The following is a 17,212-nucleotide window of genomic DNA, read 5'->3' as shown; positions in this document are numbered from 1 at the left end:
CTTTGCGAGATTAAATCCCTTCGGGATTGAATGGTGCGAAGCAGATTTTATATCTGCAAAGCAAGACCCTTTGCAAGTGTGGATTAGCACTTCGTGCGAATGCGGCGATTACATCGCAACAGCAAGGGCATAGGATGGACTAGAGAATCTAAACCTTAGAAGCTAACTTGATAACCAACCAAAGTGCGATTATAAGTGTATCCTTCAGGCGCGAAGTGGAGATTTGACTGCACACGAAACAGCACTACGCGGTAGCTTTAGCTACAACAGCGCCGCCATAATACATTACAAGAATCTATACATAATCTTTGAAGCCCAAAACAAACAAAGAGGGAGAAAGTGAGTAATGAAGCAGTGTTTCTAAGGGAGTAGCTCCCTTAGGAGTGCCTGCCTTTTAAAAAATAAAAGGAGGTTGCAATGAGTAAGATTGTAAAAATCTTGGTTAAAAGATTGCTATCACGCCCATTAATACTCAAGTGCTTTTTACTTGTAGCTTATAGAGTGTCACCGCAGTCATTATGTAATCGGGTTTTACTTAGATTTTCTTCTTGCTGTAGTTTGGTAATACGATACAAAGATGTATACCCACCAAAAAAAGAGGGGGTACCCCGCCCGCCCCCACATACTCTCTTTTTAATCTCGCATTGAATCCGCCTTGCCTTAATCACACCAACACGAGATTCTTTATAAACATTGCTTTATTAAAATTGTAGATTTTTTATGTTTTTCTTTTTTTGTTTTATCAAACACCCATCTACACGTTTAAAAACGAGTTAAGTTATACAAATGAAATAAAAACTTAGATAAGTTAAGTATAATACATATTTCACATAAAGACAAGGACATACTATGCACAAGGATTCTAGAATCTATATTGCAGGACACAAAGGATTAGTAGGCTCAAGCATTTATGACTTGCTTCAATCTCAAGGCTATACCCATCTCTTAACACAAACACGCAAAGAATGTGATTTGCTCTCATCTTATGATGTGGAGGAGTTTTTTAGCAAAACTCGCCCTGAATATGTTTTTTTATGTGCAGCAAAGGTGGGAGGTATCTCTGCAAACAATACTTATCGCGCAGATTTTATCTATGAAAATCTTGCCATTCAAAACAACATTATTTTCAATGCTTATAAATATGGTGTCAAGAAGCTCCTTTTTCTAGGCAGTTCTTGTATCTATCCTAAAAACGCACCTCAACCGATGAAAGAAGATGCCCTCCTCACAAGTGAGCTTGAATACACCAATGAGCCATACGCAATCGCTAAAATTGCTGGATTAAAAATGTGTGAAAGTTTTGCGCTGCAGTATGGCTGTGATTTCATCTCTGTAATGCCTACGAATCTATATGGCAATAATGATAATTTTGACCTAGAAACCTCACACGTGCTTCCCGCACTCCTGCGCAAGATTCACTTAGCTAAGCTTCTTTATCTTGGGCAAATAGAGCAGGTAGAATATGATGTGAGCTTACAGGGCAAGGCATTGGAGGATTATCTTAGCTCTTATCATATTAGTAGCAAGAGTGTAGCTATATGGGGTAGTGGCAAACCTCGCAGAGAGTTTCTCCACGTGCAGGATATGGCAGAAGCCTGTGTGTTTGTAATGAATAATGTATCTTTTGGTGCTCATCTCTCATCCCATACATCGCAAATCCGCAATACCCATATAAATATTGGCTATGGCACAGATATTAGCATTATCGAGCTTGCTTATCTCATCAAGGAGATTGTAGGATTTGAAGGTCAGCTTGTGTTTGATAGCTCAAAGCCCGATGGCACATACCAAAAACTAATAGATTCTAGTAAGCTCCATCAGCTTGGCTGGAGGGCAAAAATCTCTCTTAAAGAGGGTATACGGAGCGTTTATGAACACTATCTTCATACGCATACCTTATAGATTCTGCTTAAGGAGTATGATATGCAAAAAACACGGATAGTCCTTAAAGTGGGGAGTTCCAATCTCTCTAATGGCAAAATTATCGACAAAGCCCAAATCAAAGCATTAGCGCAGATTATTTATGAGCTAAGAGAATGCTTTGATGTGATTTTGGTAAGCTCTGGTGCGATGGCAAGTGGCTACACAGCATTGCAAATTGATAAAAACATTATGCACAACAAACAAGCTCTTGCAAGTATCGGGCAGCCGCTATTAATGGAATCTTACCGCGAGGCTTTTAGGGAATACAACATCTATGTGGCGCAGCTACTTTTGGTATGGCGGGATTTTGATTCTCGCAAACATACTGCCTTTGCGCAAAATACGATTGATACATTGTTAGCACATAATGTCCTGCCTATTATCAATGAAAATGATACGATTGCCACAGATGAAATGATTTTTGGCGATAATGATAGACTAGGTGCGTATGTGGCGCATTATTTTGGGGCGAAACTACTTGTCATCCTAAGTGATATTGATGGCTATTTTGATAAGAATCCTCATCAGCACACAGACGCAAAGATTATCCCTATTGTGCATTCTATTCCGCAAGAGGCATTGCAGGAAAGTCATTCACCCCATGCGGGTTTTGCCACAGGGGGAATTGTTACAAAACTTTTAGCCGCAGATTTTTTACTTGGGCACAAGGGTATGATGTTTTTAAGCAATGGGCGCAAACTAGATGTGTTAAGAGACTTTCTTTTACATCATAATCATCGCTGTGGGACACTTTTCTGCCCTGCAGAGATTCAAAACATAGAGGGAATCTTGTGAAAATTGTATGTGCGGGAACACCGGAATTTGCCACAGATATTTTTCTGCCCATAAGCAAACATCATAAAATACTTGCGCTTATTTGTCAGCCTGATAAGCCCTTTGGACGCAAAGGAGAGTTAAAAGCCCCGCACACAAAAGCAATTTTTGCCCCTATGGGTGTGGAAATCCTGCAGCCTACATATATTGATGATGCTTTTAGTGAGTATATTAAGAGTTTAAAACCTGATATAATCCTTGTAGTAGCGTATGGGAAGATACTCTCACAGCATTTTTTAGACATCGCGCCTTGCATTAATATCCACGCTTCTATTCTGCCCTCTTGGCGTGGGGCAAGTCCTTTGCAACAAATGATTCTCTCTCAAATGCCTTATTTTGGTGTAAGTGCTATGTATATGAATGAAAGGCTCGATAGTGGGGAGATTCTAGGCATATCTTATGTAGAAAATACACAACAAAATATTATTGAGCTTTCACAACAACTTGCATTTCACGGGGCAAATCTCGCCCTCTATGTCCTTAAACATCTACAATCCATTGAGCCGCTTAAGCAAATTGACGCAGATTCAAGCTATTGCGCTAAGATTAAAAAATCTTGCGGTTGCGTGCAGCTTGATTCTGCGCTTGATGTGTATTGTGCGTATTTAGCATATTGCGTATGGCCCCATATCTTCATACAAAGTGCAAATGGCTATACACTCAAATTCTTTGATATAAGTCTTGAAGAATCTACACAAACACACAAAGTCGGTGAAATACTGCATATAGAATCTACATATATTATAGTAGGTTGCGCACGTGGAAGTTTGCGCATAGGGAGCGTGCAACAAGAGGGGAAAAATAAACTTCAATCCCCGCTTTATCTACGTGGCAAACATCTTAAAGTAGGTGATGTGCTATGCTAGATGAAATAAAACAAAAGCCTTGTTTTGATGAGACATTCATTACCACCCTAAAAACAAATATATACCATTTTGATACACTGCCCTCTACGCAAACTTATGCCATTGAGGCGCTTAAAACTCATTCGCTCACAGCACCATTTTGCATTCACGCTACACATCAAAGCGATGGCATAGGAAGTAGAGGTAATCAATGGGAGAGTATGTCAAATGCACTTTTATTTTCTTTTGCCCTGCCCCTTAAAAATCTCCCACAGGACTTAAGGATAGAATCTAGCTCTATTTTTTTTGGTGTGATAATGCGGGAATTTCTCGCTTCGCTTGGCTCACAGGTATGGCTCAAATATCCTAATGATTTATATATAGGGCAGCATAAAATAGGGGGGATTCTCACACAAAAAGTAAATGATTGCCTTGTGTGTGGCATAGGGATTAATATCTACCCTACTTTAGAATCTCCGCAATCACCACATCAGCACAATTATGCCACTTTAGAAGAACCCATAAGCCAAAATATACAGCCTGTGCGCTTTTTAGAGCGTTTTTTTGAGAGCTTTAAAAAATTTATATTATGGAAGCAGATTTTTAGTATTTATAAGTTAGAATTTCACAAAAATAACTCTTTCTTTTTTCATCTTGATGAGAAAAAGATTTATTTAAAAGATACTATTCTCAATGAGGACGGGTCTTTAAGCATTAATGGACACAAAATTTATAGTTTACGATAAGGAGAGATGATGTGCAAAATCATAACTATAGCTAATCAAAAAGGCGGTGTGGGTAAAACGACAACAACGGTTAATCTCGCAGCTTTCTTAGCCTCTGCAAACAAACGTGTGCTTGTGATTGATTATGATCCACAAGCTAACGCAACTACGAGCTTTGGTATCCGCCGCAATAAGATAGAATCCGATATTTATCACGTGCTTACAGGCTCAAAAAAACTCTCTCAAATTATATTAAAAACAGATATTCCCAATCTTGACATTGCGCCCTCAAATATTGGTTTGGCAGGTATTGAAAAAGAGTTTTATAACAAAAACAATGCAAAAGGACGCGAATTGCTTTTAAGTAAAAAAATCGAAGAGATAAAAGAGCAATATGATTTTATCATTATTGATTCTCCTCCTGCACTTGGTTCTCTTACCGTTAATGCACTTGCAGCAGCAGATTCTGTTATCGTGCCTATACAATGTGAATTTTTCGCTCTTGAGGGATTGGCACAGCTGCTTAATACAATCAAGCTTATTAAAGATACGATTAATCCAAAACTTAGCATTCACGGCTTTTTGCCTACGATGTATTCAGGGCAGCACAATCTCTCAAGACAAGTTTTTGATGAGTTAAAAGAGCATTTCAGCAAAGAACTATTCAAATATGATGATGACTTTATCATTGTGCCTCGCAGTGTTAAACTCGCAGAATCGCCAAGTTTTGGCAAACCTATTATGCTCTATGATAACCGATCTAATGGAAGTGTAGCGTATGAAAATCTTGCACGTGCAATCTTGCAAGGAGCATAAAAATAATGGCTAAAAAAAAGCTAGCGATGGGGAGGGGACTGGGGGCGATACTTTCCGAAACGGCGGAAGCATACGAGCAAAACTTAAGTGATAATTCATCACTCGTATTAGAGCTTGATGTGGATATTATTAAGCCAAATCCCTATCAGCCGCGCAAAACCTTCAATCTCCAAGCCCTACAAGAACTTTCGGAATCTATTAAAGAGCACGGATTATTACAACCTGTTGTTGTGTATGATAATGGCGATGGAGATTATATTCTTATCGCTGGGGAACGCAGACTCAGGGCGTCAAAACTCGCTGGTTTAAACAATATTAAAGCAATTATCGCTGAAATAGATTTCAAACGTATGCGTGAGTTAGCTATTATCGAAAATATCCAACGTGAGGAGCTAAACCCTATTGAGCTTGCCTTATCTTATGAAGAGTTGCTTCAAGAATATGGCATTACACACGAGGAGCTTTCTAAACGTATTGGCAAATCACGTACGCAAATCACAAACACCTTACGCTTATTGCAACTAAGTGAGGAAGTGCAGCAAATGCTTATTGAAGACAAAATCTCGCAAGGACACGCTAAAATGCTTGTTACCCTCGATGAGGGAGAACAAAAGCTTATAGTGGATTCTATCATTGGGCAGAAACTCAATGTGCGTGATACCGAAATACTTATTAAAAATATTAAAAATAAGGGTAAAAAGCGTATCAAAAAAGAACATATAGGCAATATCAATACCCAGCTTCTCCAAGCATTACAGGATAGTTTTAAAATATTAGGAATTCAAGCACATATTAATACATCAAAAATCACACTTTCCTTTGAGAATGATGCGGAAGTTACCGCCCTGATAAAAAAAATATCAAAATGATATGTGTTTTAAGGTTTAATATATTTTAACTTGTTAAAATACTTGCGGTTTTCATAGAATATAAATCAAGGAGAGCAAATGAGTATCACCCTCAACCCCTACCTTATGCTACTCGTTTTTATTACTTTTATAGTCCTAATCTATTTACTAAATCAGTGGCTTTTTAAGCCTATGTTTATCTTTATGAATGATCGGGATAGCTTTATCGAACGTGAAATCTCAAGCACTCAAGGGCATAGACATGACATTGAACAAATTGAAGGAGAAATTCAAAAAACCATTAGCACAGCGCGTAAAGAGGCAGCATATATTTTAGAAACAGCGACAAAAGAAGCAAAAGCTACTTATGAAGAAAAAATTAATGCAAAAAAAGCCGAGCATGAAAGCAAGCTTGCGCAATATAAGAAAGAATTAGAAGAACAAAAATCGCAGCTTTATGCAGAACTACTTGAACAACTTCCTGCTTTTAAAACAGCATTAAATACAAAGCTTAAGCAAATTTAGGGGGATATAATGAAAAAGACTTTATGTGCAATTATATTTTTAGTTCTGCCTTCTTTTCTCCTTGCTTCTGTGAGCATTGAACAGAGCGATTTTGTCGAACGTGTGATTAACTTTGTGATCTTTATAGCAATTTTATGGTATTTTGCTTTTGATCCCATTAAGGGGATTTTTATCAATAGAAAAAATGCTATTGCTGCTCGTCTTCAAGAAGCCCAAGACAACCTCCAAAAAGCAAAGCAAGAAAAGGAAGCGGCTCTAAAGGCTTTAGAAGAGAGTAAAGAAAAAGCTAAAGATATTATTACCGCTGCTAAGCAAGAGGCTTACTTGGTTGAACAAAAATATAATGAACAAATCAAAAAAGATATAGAGACACTCAAATATGCTCTAGAATTAAATATTGAATTTGAACAAAGAAAAGCCATACAAGAAAGTGTAAATAAACTACTTAATGAGCTTATAAAAAGTAATGATATTGCTCTCAACAAAGAAGAATATATCAATATCATTACAAAAAGGATTTCATAATGCTGTATATTATCGCTAAAAAATACACACAAGCGCTTATGGATTCAGATGTAAATCTCGATGAAACACTCCATATTCTTAAAGGTTTCTCTCTTGCGCTAAAAGAGAAAAAATATGCAGATATTATTGTCTCGCCATTTCTAAGCAAAGCTCAAAAGGAGCAGCTTCTGCTAGACAATATAGGCAAAATAGATACAAAACTCGAAAATTTCTTTCGTCTTTTGGCAGAGGCGGATAGAATCTTACTTATTCCATATATTAGCAATGAACTTGAAAAACGCTTACTTGCACGCAAAAAAGAATATGCGGCTACACTCACAAGTAAAGAGGAGCTTGATACTAAAACGCTAGAAAAGATTCAAATTGCTTTAGCCAAAAAGCTCGGTGTCAAGTTAAGCATCAAGCAAAAATTAAGTGGGGTTGAAGGCATTAAACTAAGTGTTGAGGATTTAGGTATGGAAGTATCTTTTTCCAAAGAACGTTTTAGTAGTAATTTGAAACATCATATCCTCAAAGCACTTTAATTTAATTTAAAAGGAGAACCAGTGGCAACAAAAATTAAAGCAGAAGAGATTAGCTCGATTATCAAAGAGAGAATTGAAAGTTTTAATATCAATATTGATATTAGTGAAACAGGTAAGGTCATTGCTTATGCCGATGGAGTGGCAAAAGTTTATGGACTTAATAATGTAATGTATTATGAAATGGTAGAGTTTGATACAGGCGATACGGGTATTGCTTTTAATCTTGAAGAAAGTAGTGTGGGTGTTGTGGTGCTTGGCTCTGGACACACTATCAAGGAGGGAACTTCTGCTAAACGTCTTAAAAAACTAATGAAAGTGCCTGTAGGCGATGCGGTAGTTGGACGTGTTATTAATACGCTGGGAGAACCGCTTGATGGCAAGGGAGCTGTGGAAGCAAGCGAATACCGCTTTGTAGAAGAAAAAGCACCTGGCATTATGGCACGTAAGTCTGTGCATCAGCCACTTCAAACAGGGCTAAAAGCTATTGATGCTCTCGTGCCAATCGGCAGAGGGCAAAGAGAGCTTATCATCGGGGATAGGCAAACAGGAAAAACAACAGTTGCTATAGATACTATTATCAACCAAAAGGGTCAAGATGTTGTTTGTATTTATGTCGCTGTGGGACAAAAAGAATCTACGGTTGCTCAAGTTGTGCGCAAACTTGAAGAACACGGCGCTATGGAATATACCGTTGTAGTAAATGCTCCTGCATCATTCTCTGCTGCTATGCAGTTTCTTGCACCTTATACAGGTGTAACCATTGGTGAATATTTTAGAGATAATGCGCGGCATGCACTCATTATTTATGATGATTTGAGTAAACACGCTGTAGCATATCGAGAAATGTCGCTTATCTTAAGACGCCCACCCGGACGCGAAGCATTCCCCGGTGATGTGTTCTATCTCCACTCTCGTTTACTTGAAAGAGCTGCAAAACTTAATGATGAACTAGGAGCAGGATCTCTCACTGCATTACCTATTATTGAGACACAAGCAGGGGATGTGGCTGCTTATATTCCAACCAATGTAATTTCCATTACCGATGGACAAATCTTCCTTGAAACAGACTTATTTAATTCTGGTATCCGCCCTGCTATTAATGTGGGCTTATCTGTTTCGCGCGTGGGTGGTGCAGCACAAATTAAAGCTACAAAACAAGTAGCAGGGACACTTCGCCTTGATTTAGCTCAATATAGAGAACTTCAAGCATTTTCACAATTTGCTTCTGACCTTGATGAAGCAAGTCGCAGACAACTTGAGAGAGGGCAAAGAATGGTAGAGATTCTTAAACAACCTCCCTATTCTCCTCTTGCCATAGAAAAGCAAGTGATTATTATTTATGCAGGTGCTAACGGATTCCTTGATAATATTCCTGCTAACAGAGTGGTTGCATTCGAAACAGAGCTATATCCATTCCTTGAGGCAAAGTATCCTAAAATCCTTGAAGATATTAGCGCAAAAAAGGCACTCGATAAAGATATTGAAGTTGAATTAAGCAGGGCCCTTGAAGAATTTAAAGCAAACTTCGGGGCATAATAAAGGAGTAAGTTATGGGAGGCAACCTTAAAGATATAAGGAAACAAATCACAAGCGTTAAAAATACGCAAAAGACAACTAAGGCAATGAAGCTTGTCTCTAGCTCTAAACTCAAAAAAGCTGAAGAATTAGCAAGACGCTCTAAAGCTTATGTGAAGCAGCTTGATGCAATTTTCAACGACATAATAGCAAGGATTCAATTACGTGGGCTTGATAGTATCAATAGCCCCTATTTTGCAAAATCAAAAGATCGTCAAATCAAAAAGCTTGATATTATTTTTATTACAGCCGATAAAGGTCTATGCGGCGGATTTAATACCACTACTATTAAAGAGGTTATGCGACTTATGGAATCATACAAGCAGCAAGGTGTCAAAGTGCGACTAAGAGGTATTGGTAAAAAAGGGATTTCTTTTTTTGCCTTCAATGATATTGAAGTCCTTGACAAAATCGTAGGTTTAAGCTCAATGCCTACTTTTGAAAAGGCTGAATCTTTCATTAATGGCGTAGTTGAAGATTTTTTAAATGATGCAACAGACGAAGTCATAATTGTGCATAATGGTTTTAAAAATATGATTTCTCAAGAGCTAGAAACATATGCCATTTTGCCCTTGACTATCAATACTCAAGAAATTACCCAATCTTCTATACTGAACATTGAGCCAGAAGATGAGGAAGATGTGATACTTGATGAGCTTGCAAAAAAATACATTCAATACAATATGTATTATGCTCTTGTAGATTCACTAGCAGCTGAACATAGTGCGAGAATCCAAGCTATGGACGCTGCGACAAATAATGCAGGAGATTTGGTCAAAAGCCTCACAATTTCACTCAATAAAGCACGGCAAGAAGCTATTACAACAGAACTTGTTGAAATTAATGCTGGTGTTGAAGCCATTAAATAAACTTACAAAGGAGATTAAATGCAAGGTAAAATTACACAAGTAATGGGTCCCGTGGTAGATGTCGAGTTCGACTCTTATCTACCGATGATTAATGAAGCCATTGATGTTGTTTTCAACATTGAAAGCAAAGAGTATAAGCTTGTCTTAGAGGTTGCCGCACACCTTGGGGATAATCGTGTCCGCACAATTGCTATGGATATGACAGAGGGGCTTACACGCGGACAGGAAGTGAAAGCTCGTGGAAAAATGATAGAAGTGCCTGTGGGAGAAGCAGTGCTAGGTAGAATCTTTAATGTTACAGGCGATATTATTGATGGTGGTGAACCTCTTAATAGCGATCTTAAATGGGGAATCCACAGAGAAGCACCGACATTTGAGCAGCAAAGCACACGAACAGAAATGTTTGAAACAGGCATTAAGGTAGTTGATTTGCTCGCACCTTATTCTAAGGGCGGTAAAGTTGGCTTATTTGGTGGTGCTGGTGTGGGTAAGACTGTCGTTATTATGGAGCTTATTCATAATGTGGCTTATAAGCATAGTGGCTATTCTGTGTTTGCTGGTGTTGGTGAGCGCACAAGAGAGGGAAATGACCTCTATAACGAAATGAAAGAAGGTGGCGTTTTGGACAAAGTGGCACTTTGCTACGGACAAATGAATGAGCCGCCGGGTGCAAGAAACCGCATTGCTTTCACAGGTTTGACAATGGCAGAATATTTCCGAGATGAAAAAGGACTTGATGTGCTTATGTTTATTGATAATATTTTCCGCTATGCCCAGTCTGGTTCCGAAATGTCAGCACTCCTTGGGCGGATTCCATCAGCGGTGGGCTATCAGCCTACACTTGCAGGGGAAATGGGTAAATTACAAGAGCGTATTACCTCTACTAAAAAAGGCTCAATCACATCAGTTCAAGCTGTGTATGTCCCAGCCGATGACTTGACTGACCCAGCTCCTGCATCTGTGTTTTCACATCTTGATGCAACAACGGTGCTAAATAGAAAAATATCCGAAAAGGGTATTTATCCTGCTGTGGATCCCCTTGATTCTACTTCTAGAATCCTTGACCCTCAAGTGGTAGGAGAGGAGCATTATAAAATTGCTACAGGCATTCAGCAAGTGCTACAAAAATATAAAGACTTACAGGATATTATCGCTATTTTGGGAATGGACGAACTCTCTGAAGAAGATAAGCAAATCGTGGATAGAGCAAGAAAGATTGAAAAATTCCTCTCTCAACCATTCTTTGTGGCAGAAATCTTCACAGGTAGTCCAGGTAAATACGTAACGCTTGAAGAGACATTAGAAGGCTTTAAGGGTATTTTAGAGGGTAAATATGATGATATTCCTGAAAATGCGTTTTATATGGTAGGTAATATTCAAGAAGTCTTGGAAAAGGCTCAAAAACTCAAAAGTGCATAGGGGATAAAATAGAAATGGAACATCTCACATTAAGCATTGTAACTCCCTATGGGAGTATCTATAATGGTGAAGTCAAGTATGTCATCATACCTGGTAGCGAGGGAGAATTTGGCGTTTATCCCGGACACTGCAATCTTCTCTCTTTGCTCAAGGTTGGAGTTATAGAATTCGAAAGTATGGATGGCGATAAGGGGCTTATAGCAATTGATTGGGGACACGCACAAATCTCTACCAAGGAAGCAGGCACTGATGTAAAAATCATTGCTGATGGTGCAGTAGCCATTGCTGGTAATACAGAAACTGAAATTGCTTCAGCTATTGATGAAACAAAAATGCTTCTAGAAAAAGCCTCAAATGACCGCACACTAGTTAGTATCGTCGTTTCACGTATTGAAAATATAGCTAAAAATAGAATCTAACAATATGGATACGATCAAAACTTTCTTTGAAGAAAGCACACTAACAACAATTATTGTGCTTGCGTGGCTTTCGCTTTACTTTCTTGCTACACTTTGGATTTACATCTACAAAACTTTTAGTCTTAATGATTGGCTTTCAGCAGAAAAATATCATCTTGATATGCTTTTAGCTAAAAGTATTCTTGTGCCAAAAAATACATTTATCAACGCTTTACTTGAAGCAAATGATGGGCGTATTACGCGAGAAATTTTGCAAATATGGAAACTTAAGGCAACGCAAAAAGCAACTTCTTCTCTTGTATTCTTAAATGTTATTGCCTCTACTGCCCCATTTATAGGTTTATTTGGCACGGTCGTGGAGATTCTAGAAACATTTAGTGTGCTTGGCGGAGGGAATGTTTCCTTTGATGTGATAGCTCCTGTGATTTCTAAAGCCTTAGTAGCTACTGCTGCAGGGATTCTTGTAGCCATTCCAGCTTATTCATTTGCCCTACTTCTTAAACGCAAGTCTTATCACATTATCACCTGCATTCAAATGCAAATTGACCTTATGCTCTCTCACAAGTAGGCTATTATGCACGATGATTTTGATTGGGAAGAAAAGCCAGAGCTTAATATTACACCCCTTGTGGATATTATGCTTGTGCTTTTAGCTATTCTTATGGTGAGCACACCCACTATTACCTATCAAGAAGACATCACGCTTCCCAAAGGCTCAAAAACAAAAAAGATAGCTAAAGATTCTATGCTTGAAATTCGCATAAGCGCAAATAGAAAAATCCACATACGCGACAAAGTATATGAGTTTAAAAATTTTGCAGATAGTTTTATACTTTTTAGTAAAAGTTTTGATAAGGATACAAATGTTTTTATCCGTGCCGATAAGAATCTCAAATATGAAGATGTAATCTATATTCTCAAAACTGCCAAAGAAGCTGGGTTTCTTAAAGTATCTCTTATTACTAGTAGCTAACAATGAATAATACTCTCTTATTTATCACTAGCGGTATTATTTCTTTTTGTATATATTTTCTTATCCTTGTTTCGCTTATTTTTACTTTCTTTTATTCTAATCCCACACATTATTCTTCTCTTAGAGAATCTGCCATTTCACTTAATGCTATTAGTATCGAAGCTATCATTGATGATAAACCCACACCAAGTGAAAGTAAAACACCAACCCTTAACAATCCTCTAGCTGGTTCAGGCATTAAGGATATGTTTGATAAAATCGATAGTAATGTGCCCTCGCAAAATGCGCCCATAGGGGATAATAGAGAAAAAATAGAACAAAATGCTAAAGTTGAAAAAATCAAAGAATTACAATCAAGCGCAGAAACACTACAAAATAAGCTTAACGCCCTAAGTAATCTGACCATAAGCACCAATAGCGCGCAAAACGATGGGGAATATGATGAATGGTATGCACAAATTGAAAAAATAATGCTGCAACAATGGCAAAAAACATTTTATGTCGAAGAAAAATTGCAAGCCTTAGTGCATATTAGCATTGCAGGCAATGGCAATTTTAGTTATAAAATTGTAAAATACTCTGGCAATGCAGTTTTTGACGATTCACTTAAAAGTATGCTTGAGGAATGCACACATTTACACTTTCCTCCCCACCCAAAGGGCAAAAAGGAAATTGCCACAACTTTTAAAAATTAGATTTGCATAAAAGGAGTCCTATGAGAATTATCGTTTTGTTTTTATTGTTAAGCTTCAAGTGCCTTGCTATTGATGCAACCTTAGAGATTGTGAAAAACACAAACAAAATTCCCTACATTATCGTTGAAAGACTAGATACTGATAATGCCGATTTTGGCGCAAAGATTCTTAAAATGCTTGTTGCAGATTTAAAAGTAAGCGGACATTTTCAAGTTCAAGATGGGGGTGTAAAAAAGCCTGCAGATATTAATTACAAAGAATATGCCGAACAAAAAGTTGATTTGCTTGCACAATTTAAGGTAAGCAAATCTTCCAATAACCTAACAGCTACTCTTTTTCTTTATGATATCAACACTTCAAAACTCGTATATACCAAAGATTATAGAGAAAATGAACTCAAACGTTTTCCTTTCATTGCTCATTCTATGGCGATTGACGCAAACAGTTATATTCAAGCACCAAGCATCCAGTGGATGCAACGTCTTGTAGTGCTTTCTCAATACAACACTCCAGGTAGCAGTGAAATTCTCATCGCTGATTATACACTCACCTATCAAAAAATAATTGTCAAAGATGGCTTAAATATTTTCCCCAAATGGGCAGATTCTAAGCAAGAGAGCATCTATTATACCAAATATCTTGAAGTGCCCACTATTGTAAAGCATGATCTCGCTACCGGACATATTGAGCAACTTGTAGGGAGCGAGGGCGTAGCTATGGTATCTGATGTGAGCAAAAATGGAGAGAATCTTATCCTTAGTCTCTCGCCCAATGGGCTTTCGGATTTGTATCTCTATAATACCAAAACCAAAAATTTACGCCGTCTAACAAACTATTCGGGTATTGACGTTGATGGTAAATTTATCAATAATGAAAAGGAAATCATTTTTGTCTCCGATAGACTTGGTTATCCTAACATCTTTGTAATGCGTCTTGATGGAGGAGGAATAGAGCAGGTTGTTCTGCACGGACGTAATAATAGCGCTGTTAGTTCCAATGGTCATTATGCCGTCTATACAAGCCGAGAAACAAATAATGAGTTTGGTAACAATACTTTTAATCTCTATCTTATTTCACTTGCTCCGGGTTCAAACTATATCCGCCGCCTCACAGCAAGTGGAAAAAATCAAATGCCCAAATATTCGAGTGATGGGGGGAGCATTATGTATTTAAAGCACTACAAAGCTCAAAGTGCACTAGGGATTATTCGCGTGGATTACAACACAAACTACTTTTTTCCTCTTAGCAAAATGAAAATCCAAGCTTTCGATTGGTAAAAGCTATATATTTACTTTTGTAGCTTAAAATAATTTTCATATCATTTTTTAAGGAGTTAAGATGAAAAAATATCTTGCAATAGGCGTTTTGGCTGCTCTTATTTCGGTTGGTTGTTCAGAGCCAGAAGCAGCTGATACAGGAAGCGGAACATCTGCTAGTAGTGGCTCAGATAACTTTGTAGATTTAGCCGCTGGAACTGCTGAAGGTTATGCAAAAGTATTGTTTGATTTTGATAAATATGATATTCGTGCAGATATGGAAGAACGCGTTACAAATAGCGCTACTGCACTTAAAAACACAGGCGCAAAAGTAGTACTTGAAGGGCACACTGACTCTTATGGTTCAGATGCATATAACTACGCACTTGGCACAAAAAGAGCAAATGCTGTGAAAAACGCACTTACTGCGCGTGGCGTAAATGCTTCTCAAATTAAAACCGTAAGTTATGGTGAAAGTAAGCCTACTTGCACAGTTGATACTCCGCAATGTAATCAAGAAAATAGACGCGTTGAATTTAAACTTTCTAAATAATGCTAGGGGAGGCACGGATTGATAAAGCGTTATATCATTCTGCCTTTTATTGCATTATCCCTTAGTGCAAATGAACCCTCTGCTTTTGAAAAGCAGAGCGGTGCTACAAAAAACGATATCAAAACCTTACAGAATCTTCTCTCCCGGCTTCAGCAAAAAGTTGATAGTGTTAGTCAAACTCAAGAGGGTATTTCTAGTCTTTATGAATCCCAAAGTGCAAAGCTACAGCAACAAGTCATTCAAATAACCCAAACCACAAAAGATATTGAATCCTTAAAAGCACAAATTGAACTTTTAGGACAGCTCAAATCACAAATTGACACCAATACGCGCGAGATTCAAACACTCAAAACTCATCTCAAAGAGGTCAATGAGAGTCTCACAGCACTTAATCAAACTATTCTTAAAGAACTAAAGCAACTAAGCAATACGTCTACACAAAATCAGCCTCCTGCAGCGAAAAACACTCCTACTAAACCTGCCACTACAACACCTAGCTTCACTAAAGATAAAACAAAAAAAGCAGAAATTTTTACTCAAGCACAGATTCTATTTAAAAAAGCTGAACATGAGGCTGCTAGGATACGTTTTGAATGGCTTATCCAAATTAATCACAAAAAAGCAGAAAGCTACTTTTATTTAGGTGAAATTTCTTTTGCAAATAAAGCCTATAATACCGCCATCAAACACTACAAGGAAAGTGTGTTGCTTGATGACAAATCTTCTTATATGCCTACACTTTTACTTCATACGGCTCAATCTTTCAACGCTATCAAAGATACAAAAAACTATAATAAGTTTTTAGATTCTTTGATAAACCATTACTCCACAAGTAAAGAGGCACAAGAAGCTAAAAAACTTAAAAATCAAAACAAGGAAAAGAAATGATTACACAAAATAAAATGGTAAGTATCGAATATGAAGTGTTAAATCACGCCGATAATACTCTGCTTGATTCCAATAAAGGTGGTTCACCCCTTGAATTTCTTATTGGTTCAGGGCAAGTAATTAGCGGACTTGAAAATGCTCTTATGGGTGCAAAAATAGGTGATAATATCAAGGCTACTATTGAGCCTAAAGATGCTTATGGTGAATACCAAAGCGATTTTGTGCAAGAAGTGCCAAAAGAGCAATTTGAAGGCATTGAGCTAAAAGCAGGTATGACGCTTTTTGGACAAGGCGAAGATGGGCAAACCGTGCAAGTAAGCGTAAAAGACTTTAATGATAAAGTAGTAATTATTGATTACAATCATCCTCTTGCAGGGAAAACATTGCAATTTGATGTGAAGATTCTTGATGTGCGTGAAGCCACAGAAATGGAGATATTGCAAGGCGGAGCTGGCGGAGGCTGTGGCTGCGGTAGCGGAGGTGGCCACGGGGGAGGAGGCTGCTGTGGTGGAGGTGGACATGCACACGGCGAACATAATGGCGGAGGCTGTGGCTGCGGTCATTAATGCCATTTAGAATCTAGCAATAGCTAGATTCTAATATAGGGAGGGCAAATATTTCTGGTGAATATCTTGGGCTTCAAACCCATTGAAAGGCTAGGTGTCTAGTCTTTGGGGAGTTCGATTCTCTCGCCTTCCTGCCAAATGCTAATTTATTTATGAGGATTCGATATGGAAGCACAACTTATGGCACTTGCAGTTCAAACTTATAAACTCACTCTTATTCTTTCGCTTCCAATGCTTTTAGCAGGGCTCATCGTGGGGCTACTTGTGAGTATTTTTCAAGCTACCACACAAATTAATGAAATGACACTCACCTTTGTGCCAAAAATCCTTGCTGTTGTCGCTGTAATTATATTTGCAATGCCGTGGATGGTAAATATGATTACAGATTATACTCGTATGCTTTTTACAATGATTTCTAGCATTAATTTTTAGTT

The 17,212-nt window shown here is 37.9% G+C and carries 21 protein-coding genes and 1 tRNA gene; all 22 read left to right on the top strand.

Annotation, left to right across the window (positions count from 1 at the left end):
• Positions 1 to 849 precede the first annotated feature (849 nt).
• The 22 genes from V3I05_RS08515 to fliQ all read left to right on the top strand — a co-directional run bounded on the left by V3I05_RS08515 (position 850) and on the right by fliQ (position 17,210).
• Positions 850 to 1,902, top strand: a complete 1,053-nt coding sequence (locus tag V3I05_RS08515; protein WP_295698353.1) for a GDP-L-fucose synthase family protein — start codon at positions 850 to 852, stop codon at positions 1,900 to 1,902.
• Between the two features lie 21 nt (positions 1,903 to 1,923).
• Positions 1,924 to 2,718 (top strand): glutamate 5-kinase, encoded by a 795-nt coding sequence (gene proB, locus V3I05_RS08510; protein WP_295698355.1) that lies wholly within the window; start codon positions 1,924 to 1,926, stop codon positions 2,716 to 2,718.
• Positions 2,715 to 3,623 (top strand): methionyl-tRNA formyltransferase, encoded by a 909-nt coding sequence (locus tag V3I05_RS08505; RefSeq protein ID WP_343353319.1) that lies wholly within the window; start codon positions 2,715 to 2,717, stop codon positions 3,621 to 3,623. Before proB ends, V3I05_RS08505 begins: the two co-directional genes overlap by 4 nt.
• Positions 3,617 to 4,348 (top strand): biotin--[acetyl-CoA-carboxylase] ligase, encoded by a 732-nt coding sequence (locus V3I05_RS08500; protein ID WP_300731346.1) that lies wholly within the window; start codon positions 3,617 to 3,619, stop codon positions 4,346 to 4,348. Before V3I05_RS08505 ends, V3I05_RS08500 begins: the two co-directional genes overlap by 7 nt.
• A gap of 9 nt (positions 4,349 to 4,357) precedes the next feature.
• Positions 4,358 to 5,143 carry a ParA family protein gene (locus V3I05_RS08495; RefSeq protein ID WP_300446292.1) on the top strand — a complete coding sequence of 262 codons (786 nt, stop codon included), beginning with the start codon at positions 4,358 to 4,360 and terminating at the stop codon, positions 5,141 to 5,143.
• 5 nt (positions 5,144 to 5,148) lie between these two features.
• Positions 5,149 to 6,012 (top strand): ParB/RepB/Spo0J family partition protein, encoded by an 864-nt coding sequence (locus tag V3I05_RS08490; protein ID WP_300742479.1) that lies wholly within the window; start codon positions 5,149 to 5,151, stop codon positions 6,010 to 6,012.
• A gap of 78 nt (positions 6,013 to 6,090) precedes the next feature.
• Positions 6,091 to 6,516, top strand: coding sequence for a FoF1 ATP synthase subunit B' (locus V3I05_RS08485; RefSeq protein ID WP_295698367.1), 426 nt, complete (start codon positions 6,091 to 6,093; stop codon positions 6,514 to 6,516).
• Between the two features lie 9 nt (positions 6,517 to 6,525).
• Positions 6,526 to 7,041 carry a F0F1 ATP synthase subunit B gene (locus tag V3I05_RS08480; protein WP_300446288.1) on the top strand — a complete coding sequence of 172 codons (516 nt, stop codon included), beginning with the start codon at positions 6,526 to 6,528 and terminating at the stop codon, positions 7,039 to 7,041.
• The gene (locus tag V3I05_RS08475; RefSeq protein WP_295698373.1) at positions 7,041 to 7,565 is read left to right on the top strand and encodes a F0F1 ATP synthase subunit delta; all 525 of its coding nucleotides are present in this window, start codon (positions 7,041 to 7,043) and stop codon (positions 7,563 to 7,565) included. The genes V3I05_RS08480 and V3I05_RS08475 overlap by 1 nt, the downstream gene beginning before the upstream one ends.
• Before the next feature lie 21 nt (positions 7,566 to 7,586).
• Positions 7,587 to 9,101 (top strand): F0F1 ATP synthase subunit alpha, encoded by a 1,515-nt coding sequence (atpA, locus tag V3I05_RS08470; protein WP_300446286.1) that lies wholly within the window; start codon positions 7,587 to 7,589, stop codon positions 9,099 to 9,101.
• Between the two features lie 14 nt (positions 9,102 to 9,115).
• Positions 9,116 to 10,009, top strand: coding sequence for an ATP synthase F1 subunit gamma (atpG, locus tag V3I05_RS08465; RefSeq protein WP_295698379.1), 894 nt, complete (start codon positions 9,116 to 9,118; stop codon positions 10,007 to 10,009).
• Positions 10,010 to 10,027: 18 nt separating this feature from the next.
• The gene (atpD, locus tag V3I05_RS08460; protein ID WP_343353316.1) at positions 10,028 to 11,428 is read left to right on the top strand and encodes a F0F1 ATP synthase subunit beta; all 1,401 of its coding nucleotides are present in this window, start codon (positions 10,028 to 10,030) and stop codon (positions 11,426 to 11,428) included.
• Positions 11,429 to 11,442: 14 nt separating this feature from the next.
• A complete protein-coding gene (gene atpC / locus V3I05_RS08455) occupies positions 11,443 to 11,847 on the top strand; it encodes an ATP synthase F1 subunit epsilon (RefSeq protein ID WP_343353315.1) in 405 nt (134 codons plus the stop codon).
• A gap of 4 nt (positions 11,848 to 11,851) precedes the next feature.
• Positions 11,852 to 12,415: a MotA/TolQ/ExbB proton channel family protein gene (locus V3I05_RS08450; protein WP_300449417.1), complete on the top strand. Its 564-nt coding sequence runs from the start codon at positions 11,852 to 11,854 to the stop codon at positions 12,413 to 12,415.
• A 6-nt stretch (positions 12,416 to 12,421) separates the two neighbouring features.
• Positions 12,422 to 12,820: an ExbD/TolR family protein gene (locus V3I05_RS08445; RefSeq protein WP_370527816.1), complete on the top strand. Its 399-nt coding sequence runs from the start codon at positions 12,422 to 12,424 to the stop codon at positions 12,818 to 12,820.
• A gap of 2 nt (positions 12,821 to 12,822) precedes the next feature.
• Positions 12,823 to 13,515, top strand: coding sequence for an energy transducer TonB (locus V3I05_RS08440; RefSeq protein WP_300446281.1), 693 nt, complete (start codon positions 12,823 to 12,825; stop codon positions 13,513 to 13,515).
• Between the two features lie 20 nt (positions 13,516 to 13,535).
• Complete coding sequence (gene tolB, locus V3I05_RS08435; RefSeq protein ID WP_300731358.1) at positions 13,536 to 14,792, top strand: Tol-Pal system protein TolB; 1,257 nt, start codon at positions 13,536 to 13,538, stop codon at positions 14,790 to 14,792.
• Positions 14,793 to 14,853: 61 nt separating this feature from the next.
• A complete protein-coding gene (locus V3I05_RS08430) occupies positions 14,854 to 15,324 on the top strand; it encodes an OmpA family protein (protein ID WP_295698396.1) in 471 nt (156 codons plus the stop codon).
• Positions 15,325 to 15,342: 18 nt separating this feature from the next.
• Complete coding sequence (locus V3I05_RS08425) at positions 15,343 to 16,212, top strand: hypothetical protein (protein WP_343353313.1); 870 nt, start codon at positions 15,343 to 15,345, stop codon at positions 16,210 to 16,212.
• On the top strand, positions 16,209 to 16,778 hold the full coding sequence (locus tag V3I05_RS08420) for an FKBP-type peptidyl-prolyl cis-trans isomerase (protein ID WP_295698400.1): 570 nt from the start codon (positions 16,209 to 16,211) through the stop codon (positions 16,776 to 16,778). The genes V3I05_RS08425 and V3I05_RS08420 overlap by 4 nt, the downstream gene beginning before the upstream one ends.
• A gap of 38 nt (positions 16,779 to 16,816) precedes the next feature.
• Positions 16,817 to 16,915, top strand: a tRNA-Sec gene (locus tag V3I05_RS08415).
• A 28-nt stretch (positions 16,916 to 16,943) separates the two neighbouring features.
• Positions 16,944 to 17,210, top strand: coding sequence for a flagellar biosynthesis protein FliQ (gene fliQ / locus V3I05_RS08410; protein WP_295698401.1), 267 nt, complete (start codon positions 16,944 to 16,946; stop codon positions 17,208 to 17,210).
• The last annotated feature ends 2 nt before the right edge of the window (positions 17,211 to 17,212 follow it).

It is taken from the genome of Helicobacter mastomyrinus (assembly GCF_039555295.1).
Classification (GTDB): Bacteria; Campylobacterota; Campylobacteria; order Campylobacterales; family Helicobacteraceae; genus Helicobacter_C; species Helicobacter_C mastomyrinus.
This window is presented reverse-complemented; position numbering and strand designations above follow the sequence as displayed.

Excerpts from the sequence above, each read along its gene's own strand:
- V3I05_RS08515 (WP_295698353.1), top strand. The coding sequence starts at position 850 with ATGCACAAGGATTCTAGAATCTATATTGCAGGACACAAAGGATTAGTA.
- proB (WP_295698355.1), top strand. The coding sequence starts at position 1,924 with ATGCAAAAAACACGGATAGTCCTTAAAGTGGGGAGTTCCAATCTCTCT.
- V3I05_RS08500 (WP_300731346.1), top strand. The coding sequence starts at position 3,617 with ATGCTAGATGAAATAAAACAAAAGCCTTGTTTTGATGAGACATTCATT.
- V3I05_RS08495 (WP_300446292.1), top strand. The coding sequence starts at position 4,358 with ATGTGCAAAATCATAACTATAGCTAATCAAAAAGGCGGTGTGGGTAAA.
- V3I05_RS08490 (WP_300742479.1), top strand. The coding sequence starts at position 5,149 with ATGGCTAAAAAAAAGCTAGCGATGGGGAGGGGACTGGGGGCGATACTT.
- V3I05_RS08485 (WP_295698367.1), top strand. The coding sequence starts at position 6,091 with ATGAGTATCACCCTCAACCCCTACCTTATGCTACTCGTTTTTATTACT.
- V3I05_RS08480 (WP_300446288.1), top strand. The coding sequence starts at position 6,526 with ATGAAAAAGACTTTATGTGCAATTATATTTTTAGTTCTGCCTTCTTTT.
- V3I05_RS08475 (WP_295698373.1), top strand. The coding sequence starts at position 7,041 with ATGCTGTATATTATCGCTAAAAAATACACACAAGCGCTTATGGATTCA.
- atpG (WP_295698379.1), top strand. The coding sequence starts at position 9,116 with ATGGGAGGCAACCTTAAAGATATAAGGAAACAAATCACAAGCGTTAAA.
- atpD (WP_343353316.1), top strand. The coding sequence starts at position 10,028 with ATGCAAGGTAAAATTACACAAGTAATGGGTCCCGTGGTAGATGTCGAG.
- atpC (WP_343353315.1), top strand. The coding sequence starts at position 11,443 with ATGGAACATCTCACATTAAGCATTGTAACTCCCTATGGGAGTATCTAT.
- V3I05_RS08450 (WP_300449417.1), top strand. The coding sequence starts at position 11,852 with ATGGATACGATCAAAACTTTCTTTGAAGAAAGCACACTAACAACAATT.
- V3I05_RS08445 (WP_370527816.1), top strand. The coding sequence starts at position 12,422 with ATGCACGATGATTTTGATTGGGAAGAAAAGCCAGAGCTTAATATTACA.
- V3I05_RS08440 (WP_300446281.1), top strand. The coding sequence starts at position 12,823 with ATGAATAATACTCTCTTATTTATCACTAGCGGTATTATTTCTTTTTGT.
- tolB (WP_300731358.1), top strand. The coding sequence starts at position 13,536 with ATGAGAATTATCGTTTTGTTTTTATTGTTAAGCTTCAAGTGCCTTGCT.
- V3I05_RS08430 (WP_295698396.1), top strand. The coding sequence starts at position 14,854 with ATGAAAAAATATCTTGCAATAGGCGTTTTGGCTGCTCTTATTTCGGTT.
- V3I05_RS08420 (WP_295698400.1), top strand. The coding sequence starts at position 16,209 with ATGATTACACAAAATAAAATGGTAAGTATCGAATATGAAGTGTTAAAT.
- fliQ (WP_295698401.1), top strand. The coding sequence starts at position 16,944 with ATGGAAGCACAACTTATGGCACTTGCAGTTCAAACTTATAAACTCACT.